The organism is Flavobacterium sasangense DSM 21067 (genome assembly GCF_000686885.1).
Lineage (GTDB): Bacteria > Bacteroidota > Bacteroidia > Flavobacteriales > Flavobacteriaceae > Flavobacterium > Flavobacterium sasangense.
Map to the genome: position 1 here is coordinate 312167 of NZ_JMLU01000001.1, position 11477 is coordinate 323643.

The following is an 11477-nucleotide window of genomic DNA, read 5'->3' on the forward strand; positions in this document are numbered from 1 at the left end:
CTAACTACTAAACCTTTTTGGTACTTTCGTACCTAAACAACACAACTATTTTAAATATTTTAAGAGGGCAAAAAAGCCTTTCTTTTACGAAAGGCTTCCTCTTTACTGGCGGTCTGGACGGGACTCGAACCCGCGACCCCATGCGTGACAGGCATGTATTCTAACCAACTGAACTACCAAACCAGTGCTTGATTGCGAGTGCAAATATACTACGCTTTTTCATTCCTGCAAATATTTTTGCAAAAAAAATTAAACTTTTTTCAGTGTTTTCAGCCAAACTTTTGTTTTTCAACCAAATACGTTAGTAAAATTTTTTCAAAATTTTCACCTACAGAAACGGGTACATAACGAATTTGATACTGCATACACGTTGCTTCTATCGTTTTGAAATAATCATGCACCACTTTTTGATACGATTCTTGCGTATTTTCGGCAAATAAATTGATTTCTTCTCCCGATTCTACATCAATAAATTTACGTGGCGCATTGTCGAAACTGAAATTTAACTCGGTTTTTTCATCGTAAACATGAAAAACTACTACTTTATGTTTGTTGTGTTTTAAATGCTGAAGTGCTTTGAAAATTTTATCGTTGTCTTCGTTTTGAAACATATCAGTAAACAAAATCACCATAGAACGACGATGAATGTTTTCAGCAATTTGATGCAAAAAAGTTACCGTGTCGGTTTTTCGTGTGGTTTTGTTTTGTGATAAAACCTCTTCCAGCTTGTTTAAAATCATACGATGATGACGCTCACTTCCTTTTTCTGGTGAATAATATTCATACGTATCGGAATAAACACTCAATCCAACCGCATCGCGCTGCTTTTTAAGCAAATTCATCAAAACCGCAGAAGCCAATACCGAAAATCCAATTTTACTCTCATAAAACGGCTGATTTTCCTTTAATTTCGGATAATGCATCGAAGACGAGTTGTCTAAAATCAAATGACAACGTAAATTGGTTTCTTCTTCGTAGCGTTTGGTGTATAATCTATCGGTTTTAGCGTATAATTTCCAATCGATATGCTTAGTGCTTTCTCCTGGATTGTAGATTTTATGTTCCGCAAACTCTGCCGAAAATCCATGAAAAGGCGATTTGTGCATACCGGAAATAAAACCTTCGACAATTTGGTTGGCCAAAAGTTCTAAATGCTCAAAACTGGAAATTTTTTCTATTTGCTGCTCTAAATTCATATCGTAAAGATAGAAAAAGATTTTAAATTTTGGAACACGGATGAAACGGGTTCGCTAAGGCGAAACGCGGTTAAAAACGGATTTCTTAAATGAACGCTACAAATTGAAATAATTAAAACTTCAATAAAGAAAAACAATCTAACTATGTGTTTTAAAACAAAAAAGACTCAACTTTCGTTGAGCCTTGAATTTCTTTTTCAAATATTATAGTAATGCATCAATTGCATCAGTATACGTTTTCTTTGGAGCAACACCAACTTGTCTTCCTACCACTTCTCCGTTTTGGAATACTAAAACTGTTGGGATATTTCTAACTCCGTATTTTGCAGCAAATTCTTGGTTTGCGTCAACATCTACTTTTCCTACTACTGCTTTTCCTTCGTACTCAGCAGAAATTTCGTCGATAACTGGACCAACCATTCTACATGGACCACACCAAGCTGCCCAAAAATCTACTACTACTGGTTTGTCTGATTTTAATACTACTTCGTCAAAAGTAGCATCTGTTATTGCTAATGCCATATTATTTTTTTTTAGTTTTATACTTATTTGAATTGCAAATTTAGGAATTAATTACGAACAAAAGTATCTTTTAAAATTAGTTTTGATTATACCTACATTGCAATAGCTTATACTTTAATTCAATTTAAAATTTACTTGCATGCGTTCCAATTCTTGAAGCAATTCGGATGAAATCTTAACTTTCAATTTTCGGCTTGGCATTGAAAGTTTTGTTTTTACGATGATTTCTTCTTTTTCAACCGGAACTTCAATATTCATTTCCATTTCTTCATTAGAATCTTCCGAAATTTCGTCTTCCACATCAACGGGACTTGAAACTGGAATATCTTCCACAATTCGCTTTATTCGTTCCAATTCCATCACTTCAAAAGTCACAGAATTATCACCTTTGTTTTCAGAGAATATTCGATTTAATTCGGTTATCACATTTTCTTTTACATCGTTAATTGGGAACATTAAAATCAATTTTTTAGCAAATGTAGGCAATACATCAGCCAACATTTTAGCATCTAAAAACTGAATTCTTGGATCCGATTTTTTACCCGTTTCGCGATTTACCCAACCTTCTTTCACATTGATTTTAAAATACACAAATTGGTTTTGCAACAAGAAATGACGGTATTTTAAATATTCTTCATCAAAAATTCGAAACTCATAACTTTCGTCATAACCTTCTAACACAAAGGTAGCCCAGCCTTTTCCGTTTTTGGCAGTTCGATGTTGGACATTGGTTACAATTCCTCCAAAAGAAAGATTTTTACCTAAATGCTGCTCCAAATTTTTAAGCGATTCCAATTTAGCCGTACAGAAATATTTCATCTCAAACTTATAATCATCCAAAGGATGTCCCGAGATATAAATTCCGACTACTTCTTTTTCTTTGGCTAATTTTTCCATGGTGCTCCATTCTTCACATGGTGGCACTTGAGGTTCTGCAATTTGAACTTCCGAAGCATCACCAAACAAGCTTACTTGCGATGAATTTTCGTTTTCTTGGAATTTCGAACCATAACGAATCGCCTTTTCTAAGAACGTAATTCCGTCGCCATCATGATGAAAATATTGTGCACGATGAGTTTCGGAAAAACCATCAAAACCGCCTGCTAATGCTAAGTTTTCAAATGCTTTTTTATTAGCAGCGCGCAAATCGATTCGTTTGGCTAAATCGAAAATAGACTTGTAATTTCCATCTTTTCTATTCTCAACAATAGTTTGAACTGCTCCTGCGCCAACACCTTTAATCGCTCCCATTCCGAAACGAACGGCGTAGTTTTCGTTAACCGTAAATTTATAGTACGATTCATTCACATCTGGACCTAAAACAGCTAATCCCATACGTTTACATTCTTCCATAAAGAACGAAACTTGTTTGATATCGTTCATGTTATTCGAAAGCACAGCAGCCATATATTCTGCAGGATAATGTGCTTTTAAATAAGCTGTTTGATAAGCAATCCATGCATAACAAGTCGAATGCGATTTATTGAAGGCATAACTCGCAAATGCTTCCCAGTCGGTCCAAATTTTATCTAATTTTTGCTCGTCATGACCATTCGCTTTTGCTTGATCGATGAACTTAGATTTCATTTTATCCAAGACATCTTTCTGCTTTTTACCCATCGCTTTACGAAGTACGTCGGCATCACCTTTAGAGAAATTCGCTAATTTTTGCGACAAAAGCATCACCTGTTCTTGATAAACGGTAATTCCGTAAGTTTCTCCTAAATATTCTTCGCAAGCATCTAAATCGTAAGTAATAGGTTCTTCGCCATTTTTTCTACGAACAAAAGAAGGAATGTATTCCAATGGTCCAGGACGATATAATGCATTCATGGCAATTAAATCGGCAAAAACTGTTGGTTTTAAGTCCTTCATATATTTTTGCATTCCAGGCGATTCGTATTGAAAAACTCCAACCGTTTCACCTCTTTGGAATAACTCATATGTTTTGGTATCGTCAATTGGGAATTCGTCAGGATTCAAATCGATTCCTAAACGATATTTTACCAATTTCACTGTGTCTTTAATTAAGGTTAGGGTTTTTAACCCTAAGAAGTCCATCTTCAACAAACCAGCGCTTTCCGCTACCGAGTTGTCAAATTGGGTTACATATAAATCCGAATCTTTTGCAGTAGTTACAGGAACGAAATTTGTAATATCATCAGGAGTAATAATCACACCACAAGCGTGAATTCCGGTATTTCGCATCGAACCTTCTAACACTTTTGCTTGTTGAATGGTTTCTCCAGCTAAATCTTCTGAATTTGCAATTTCGATTAATTCTTTAACTCGGTCAAATTCTTCCGAACGTAATGCTTTTTTGACTTCACTTTCGTCTTCGGCTAAAAATCTAGCTAAATTCCATTTTGATGGCATCATGCCTGGAATTAATTTGGCAATTCTATCGGCTTCAAACAAGGGCAAATCCAATACACGGGCGGTATCTCGAATCGCTGATTTCGTAGCCATTTTACCATAGGTAATAATTTGCGCCACCTGATTAGAACCGTATTTATTGATTACGTAATCCATAACACGACCACGACCTTCATCATCGAAGTCAATATCGATATCGGGCATGGAAACACGGTCGGGATTTAAGAAACGCTCAAAAAGCAAATCGTATTTAATCGGGTCGATGTTCGTAATTCCTAAACAATACGCCACGGCCGAACCCGCAGCAGAACCACGACCTGGCCCAACGGAAACATCCATTTTTCTAGCTTCGGCGATGAAATCTTGTACAATTAAGAAATAACCTGGATAACCTGAATTGGAAATCGTAAGTAACTCAAAATCCAAACGTTCTTGAATATCTGGTGTAATTTCGCCATAGCGTTTTTTAGCACCTTCCATGGTTAGATGACGTAAATACGCATTTTCGCCACGAACGCCACCATCAATTTTATCTTCCTCTACTTCAAATTCGTCAGGAATTTTAAATTTGGGAAGTAATACATCACGATATAAAGAATACGGTTCTGTTTTATCGATGATTTCTTGAATATTGATTATCGCTTCGGGTAAATCAACAAAAAGTTGCTTCATTTCGTCACCCGATTTGAAATAATATTCTTGATTTGGTAAACCGTAACGATAGCCACGTCCGCGACCAATTGGTGTTGCTTGTTTCTCACCATCTTTTACACACAATAAAATATCGTGAGCGTTAGCATCTTCTTTATTAACGTAATACGTATTATTGGTCGCAACTAACTTCACATTATGCTTTTTTGAGAAAGCTATCAATGTTTGGTTCACACGATTTTCGTCTTCTTGTTTGTGACGCATGACTTCCAAATAGAAATCAGCACCAAATTGGTTTTTCCACCAAATCAAAGCTTCTTCGGCTTGACTTTCACCGACATTTAGAATTTTACTTGGAATTTCACCATATAAATTTCCAGAAAGCACAATGATGTCTTCTTTGTATTGCTCCACGATTTTTCTATCGATACGAGGAACGTAATAGAAACCATCGGTGTAAGCAATTGAAGACATTTTGGCTAAATTGTGATAGCCTTTTTTATTTTTTGCCAACAAAACTACTTGATAACCATTGTCTTTTTTGGTCTTATCTTTATGATCGTCACAGATATTGAACTCGCACCCTACAATCGGTTTGATAACGGTTTCGGTTGGCTCTTCTCCTTTTTCGACTAATTCTTTATTTTTTGCTTCAGCGGCTTTGTTGTGATTTAAAACGGCACTTACAAAATGAAAAGCACCCATCATGTTTCCAGTATCGGTCATGGCAACCGCTGGCATTTTAAATTTTGCCGAAGCTTTTACTAAATCATTAATCGCAATAGTGGATTGTAACACCGAAAACTGCGTATGATTGTGCAAATGTGCAAAGGCAGCGTCTTTTAAATCCGATTTTACTTCTTCTGAAATTGTGGTTTGAACTTCCTCTTGTTCGATTTTTTTCAAACGCGCTCTAATTTCGTCAGAGGCTTGTTTCAGGTTGATATGCTTTAATCCGATTAATTGGATTTCGCCCAAATTTTTTTCTCGGAAACTTCTGAAATATTCTGGCGTTACATCTAATTCTTCTTTGGTGAAAACTTCTCTTTTAATTAACTCAAGAAAACAACGAGTAGTTGCTTCCACATCGGCAGTAGCATTGTGCGCTTCTGCAAAAGGTTGATTGAAAAGATATTGATGTAATTCGGTAAGTGTTGGTAATTTGAATTTCCCACCACGACCGCCTGGTAATTTTAATAAGTTGGCAGTGATTTCAGTACAGGTATCCAAAACTGGCATTTTAGTCATATCGGAACCAATATTCATACGATGGAATTCACATCCCATGATATTAACATCAAATCCTACATTTTGACCAACAATGAATTTTGCTTTTGAAAGTGCGATATTGAATTTCTCTAAAACTTCTGATAGTAGAATTCCTTGCTCCATTGCTAACTCGGTAGAAATACCATGAATTCTTTCGGCATCATAAGGAATATTGAAACCTTCGGGCTTAACCAAATAATCTTGGTGCTCGATTAAATTTCCCATTTCGTCATGCAACTGCCAAGCAATTTGTATACAACGAGGCCAGTTATCGGTATCGGTAATAGGTGCCGACCAACTGCGAGGTAATCCTGTGGTTTCTGTATCGAAAATTAAGTACATCTATCTGATAATTAAGCTTTAGAAAAAATTAAAAGCTGATTTTGAATAAAAACAAAAATACATTTTAAGTTATTGAATGCCAATTTAAGTTATCAACAAAAACAAAAAACCATCTGAATTACTCCAGATGGTTTTTTTATTTTAATTAGCTGTTATTATTAAAATGTAGCTAAAGGTACTTTATAAAACCAACCTTCTGAAAAAGTAACAACATCTCCAAGTTCATCCACAACATTGAATTTAAATTTCCCAGTATATTTCCCGTCTAAAACTTCAGTAATCGTAATTTCTCCGTTACTTTGTTGCACATTAACTACTTTGAATTTAGCATTATTATTACCTCCTACAATAGTAATTAAATCACCAGCTCTATATCCATTACCTCTTGAAACTAAAGTAATAGAAGTAACCGCTCCATTAGTAGTTGTTGTTGCAACTCTAATACCAGAACCAGAACCACCAGTAGTTTGAGCCCCAGCCGCATTATTTGTATAACCACTACCCGGATTTTGAATAGCTGACAACTTGTATGCAGGACCAGAATAAACTCTAGAATCATACGATTTTGATAATTCAGGGCTGTCTAAATCATAAGATGCGAAGTCATTTGTATTAGCAGTTCCCAAAATATATGTCCCTACAGTAGCAGTACTTGTTTTCAACATTACAGTTTCATATTCTGTAAAAGCCGTAATCGTCAACGCTCCACCTGCGTCAATTGAAGCAGCAGAATAATTTGCTCTCCACGCATTATTGTTAAAATTAGCCTGAAAAGCAGGAGTATTAGTCTGAATATCTTCTTGACAAGAAGTAAATAAAACTGTAGCAGCTATTAAAGAAAGTAATTTTTTCATTTTATTTATCCTATATATTATAAGTAGGTAACAAAAATAACTTTTTTATTGAAACAAACACATTTTATCAGAAAAAATATTTTCAAACAACTTATACATTTGTATTGCAAAGTTTTATATATTTGCACCCTTAAATAACCGAGGTCGAGAACCTCAAATTAATCACAAGATTATGTCAGTAAAAATTAGATTACAAAGACACGGAAAAAAAGGGAAACCTTTTTATTGGGTTGTTGCAGCAGATGCAAGATCAAAAAGAGATGGTAAATTCTTAGAAAAAATCGGAACTTACAATCCAAACACTAACCCTGCAACTATCGATTTAAACATCGAAAAAGCTGCACAATGGTTACACAATGGTGCTCAGCCAACTGACACTGCAAGAGCAATTTTATCTTATACAGGTGCTTTATTAAAACACCACTTAGATGGAGGAGTTCGTAAAGGTGCTTTAACTCAAGAACAAGCTGATGCTAAATTAGCTACTTGGTTAGAAGAGAAAGCTGGTAAAGTTGATGCAAAAAAATCTGGTTTATCTAAAGCAGAGGCTGATGCAAAAGCAAAAGCATTTAAAGCAGAACAAGAAGCAAACGCAAAACGTATTGCTGCTCAAGCTGAGGCTGCAAAAGCTGCTGAAGCTACAGAAGAAGTTGCTGAAGAAGTAGTTGAGGCTGCTACTGAAGAAGCTCCTGCTGTTGAAGAAAACAACGAAGAAACTCAAGCATAATTTTATAGCGATTCCATGCGTAAAGAAGATTGTTTCTATTTAGGTAAAATCGCGAAAAAATTTAGTTTCAAAGGGGAAGTATTGGCGTATTTAGACACCGACGAACCCGAATTGTATCAAAATTTGGAATCAGTTTTTGTTGAAATCAACAAAAGTCTGGTTCCATTTTTTATTGAAAGTAGTTCGCTTCATAAAGAAAAATTCTTACGTATTCGTTTTGAAGACATTCAAACTGAAGAAGAAGCAGACGAAATCATGGGAAGCGAAATTTATCTTCCACTTTCTATGTTACCAAAATTAGAAGGAACTCAATTTTACTACCACGAAGTAATTGGATTTGATGTAATTGATACCCGTTTAGGAAATATTGGAAAAATTGCCGCTATTAATGATAGTGGTGCTCAACCTCTTTTTGAAATTGACAAAGACGGAACCGAAATTTTAATTCCGCTTATTGATGATTTCATCATTGCACTTGACAGAGCTAAGAAAACCATTACTTTAGAAACTCCTGAAGGTTTGGTTGATTTATATCTTGGATAATTCCAATGACTTTTACATTCAAACAATTTCACGTTAATCAAGATCGTTGTGCTATGAAAATTGGCACGGATGGTGTTTTACTTGGCGCTTGGACTCCGTTAATCAATAATCCCTATAATGTTTTGGATATTGGTGCTGGAACTGGGATTTTATCTTTAATGTTAGCCCAAAGAAGTAACGCTGAACAAATCGACGCCATTGAAATTGACGAAGACGCTTACGAACAATGTGTTGAAAATTTTGAAACTTCTCCTTGGAGTGATAAATTATTTTGTTTTCATGCGGGTTTAGATGAATTTGTAGACGAACCTGAAGATGAATACGATTTGATAATTTCCAATCCGCCTTTTTATACAGATGATTACAAATCGGATAACACTTCGAGAGATTTAGCGCGTTTTGAAGATGCTTTACCTTTTGAAGAATTGATTGAAGCAGCTGCTTTATTACTTTCGGATAATGGAATTTTTTCAGTGATTATTCCTTATAAAGAAGAAGAACGATTTGTTGCTATGTGTAAAGAATTGGATTTATTTCCTTTAAAAATTACACGTGTAAAAGGCACTCCAACATCGGAAATCAAAAGAAGTTTATTGGCTTTTTGCAGAATGGAACAAACTCCTTTAATTGATGAGTTAGTCATTGAAATTTCTAGACATAATTATACTTCGGAATATATCGAATTAACGAAGGATTTCTATTTGAAGATGTAGCCCTAGCCCAGATGGTAGTGGCATCCTTTTTGTTTTTCAAGCATTTCTTTTATAATGAAATAGCGATTTGTTTTTAGAATTCGATAAAACAAAAAGATAGAGCGGACAGCTGGAAAAAGCTTCTTAAAAAATTATAACACTTGTTCGTTGATTTGTTAAAAATCTTTACTTACTTTTGTGACTTTCAAATCAAAAACTATGAGACCAGACTTATTTCAATCTCCAGATTATTATTTATTAGACGAATTATTATCTGACGAACATAAAATGGTGCGTGATGCTGCACGTGCTTGGGTAAAAAAAGAAGTATCTCCAATTATTGAAGACTTCGCGCAAAGAGCAGAATTTCCAAAACAAATCGTAAAAGGTTTGGGAGAAATTGGTGGATTTGGTCCGTATATTCCAGTGGAATATGGTGGTGCTGGATTAGACCAAATTTCTTATGGATTAATCATGCAAGAAATTGAAAGAGGAGATTCGGGTGTACGTTCGACTTCATCTGTTCAGTCTTCATTGGTAATGTATCCAATTTGGAAATACGGAAATGAAGAACAAAGAATGAAATATTTACCAAAATTAGCTACTGGGGAATTCATTGGTTGTTTTGGTTTAACTGAGCCAGATTTTGGTTCAAATCCAGGTGGAATGGTAACTAATTTTAAAGATATGGGTGATCATTATCTTTTAAATGGTGCTAAAATGTGGATTTCGAATGCACCTTTTGCTGATATTGCAGTAGTTTGGGCTAAAAACGAAGAAGGAAGAATTCACGGTTTAATCGTGGAAAGAGGAATGGAAGGTTTCTCAACTCCTGAAACACACAATAAATGGTCGTTAAGAGCTTCTGCAACTGGAGAGCTTATTTTTGACAACGTAAAAGTTCCAAAAGAAAACTTATTACCAAACAAATCTGGATTAGGAGCACCACTAGGATGTTTAGATTCAGCACGTTATGGGATTGCTTGGGGAGCGATTGGAGCAGCAATGGATTGCTATGATACTGCTTTGAGATATTCAAAAGAAAGAATTCAGTTTGATAAACCAATTGGAGCTACTCAATTACAACAAAAGAAATTAGCTGAAATGATTACTGAAATCACTAAAGCGCAATTATTAACTTGGAGACTTGGAGTTTTACGTAACGAAGGAAAAGCTACTACAGCTCAAATTTCGATGGCAAAAAGAAACAACGTTGATATGGCGTTAACTATTGCTCGTGATGCACGTCAAATGCTAGGTGGAATGGGAATTACAGGTGAATATTCAATCATGAGACACATGATGAATTTAGAATCTGTAGTGACCTACGAAGGAACTCACGATATTCACTTGTTAATTACAGGTATGGATGTTACAGGTTTCCCTGCATTCAAATAATTGAACAATAGATAAAATTGATACAAAATGCTTCTCTTTTTAGGGAAGCATTTTTACATTTGTAGTGTACAGATTCGAAACCAAAAGAAGTTAGAATTTCGTATATAGAAATAAAAATTACCCTATGAATATTCAAACCATAAACCAATCGATTCAAAATCAGAAAGAACAATTATTAAATCATTCGTTATACAACAAAGTTAAAACGATTGACGATTTACATTGTTTCTTAGAAAACCACATTTATGCGGTTTGGGATTTTATGTCATTACTAAAAGCCTTGCAGAATAAACTAACTTGTACTACAACTCCGTGGTTACCCATTGGAAATCCTGAAATTCGTTATTTAATTAATGAAATTGTTATCGCCGAAGAAACCGATTTAACATTGGACGGAACGCGTCAAAGTCATTTTGAGATGTATTTGGATGCGATGACACAATGTGGTGCTTCAACAAATCAAATTAATGCGTTTTTGAAAAATGTAGAAGAAACGAAAAACATATTTGTATCGATAAAACAAAGTGATTTACATCCGAGTGTGAAAGCGTTTTTGGATTTTACTTTCCGTGTGATTGAACAAGGAAAACCACATGAAATTGCTGCTGCTTTTACTTTTGGACGAGAAGATCTGATTCCGAATATGTTTACTGAAATCTTGAAAAACTTTCAGCAAAACTTCCCAGAAACGGATTTACCAAAACTAATTTATTATTTCGAAAGACATATTGAATTAGACGCCGACGAGCACGGTCCAATGGCAATGCAAATGATTACTGAACTTTGTGGTGATTCTGAACAAAAATGGAAAGAAGTTCAAGAAGTTTCGATTACAGCTTTAGAAAAAAGAATCGGACTTTGGAATGCTATTGAAGAACAAGTGGAACATAAACATGAATTAGTATAA

Annotated in this window: 9 protein-coding genes and 1 tRNA gene; 5 read left to right on the forward strand and 5 right to left on the reverse strand. The window is 35.0% G+C overall.

Going from position 1 to position 11477, the window contains the following annotated elements; genetic code table 11:
• Positions 1-106 precede the first annotated feature (106 nt).
• From BP92_RS0101510 to BP92_RS16625, 5 genes are all read right to left on the reverse strand, one after another.
• Positions 107-183, reverse strand: a tRNA-Asp gene (locus BP92_RS0101510).
• A gap of 86 nt (positions 184-269) precedes the next feature.
• Entirely contained in the window at positions 270-1196 is a 927-nt protein-coding gene (locus BP92_RS0101520; protein WP_026724421.1) for a DUF58 domain-containing protein, read from the reverse strand.
• Positions 1197-1400: 204 nt separating this feature from the next.
• The gene (gene trxA, locus BP92_RS0101525; protein WP_026724422.1) at positions 1401-1718 is read right to left on the reverse strand and encodes a thioredoxin; all 318 of its coding nucleotides are present in this window, start codon (positions 1716-1718) and stop codon (positions 1401-1403) included.
• A 114-nt stretch (positions 1719-1832) separates the two neighbouring features.
• Complete coding sequence (gene dnaE / locus BP92_RS0101530; RefSeq protein WP_026724423.1) at positions 1833-6356, reverse strand: DNA polymerase III subunit alpha; 4524 nt, start codon at positions 6354-6356, stop codon at positions 1833-1835.
• Positions 6357-6514: 158 nt separating this feature from the next.
• Entirely contained in the window at positions 6515-7210 is a 696-nt protein-coding gene (locus BP92_RS16625) for a DUF6252 family protein (RefSeq protein ID WP_051604343.1), read from the reverse strand.
• 172 nt (positions 7211-7382) lie between these two features.
• Here BP92_RS16625 and BP92_RS0101540 point away from each other — a divergent pair, with 172 nt between their 5' ends.
• The 5 genes from BP92_RS0101540 (at position 7383) to BP92_RS0101560 (ending at position 11477) form a co-directional block, all read left to right on the forward strand.
• The gene (locus BP92_RS0101540; protein ID WP_026724424.1) at positions 7383-7937 is read left to right on the forward strand and encodes a 30S ribosomal protein S16; all 555 of its coding nucleotides are present in this window, start codon (positions 7383-7385) and stop codon (positions 7935-7937) included.
• A 15-nt stretch (positions 7938-7952) separates the two neighbouring features.
• The gene (rimM, locus tag BP92_RS0101545; RefSeq protein ID WP_026724425.1) at positions 7953-8480 is read left to right on the forward strand and encodes a ribosome maturation factor RimM; all 528 of its coding nucleotides are present in this window, start codon (positions 7953-7955) and stop codon (positions 8478-8480) included.
• 53 nt (positions 8481-8533) lie between these two features.
• Positions 8534-9193: a tRNA1(Val) (adenine(37)-N6)-methyltransferase gene (locus BP92_RS0101550; protein WP_051604352.1), complete on the forward strand. Its 660-nt coding sequence runs from the start codon at positions 8534-8536 to the stop codon at positions 9191-9193.
• 198 nt (positions 9194-9391) lie between these two features.
• On the forward strand, positions 9392-10570 hold the full coding sequence (locus BP92_RS0101555) for an acyl-CoA dehydrogenase family protein (protein ID WP_026724427.1): 1179 nt from the start codon (positions 9392-9394) through the stop codon (positions 10568-10570).
• 124 nt (positions 10571-10694) lie between these two features.
• Positions 10695-11477, forward strand: coding sequence for a DUF3050 domain-containing protein (locus BP92_RS0101560; protein ID WP_026724428.1), 783 nt, complete (start codon positions 10695-10697; stop codon positions 11475-11477).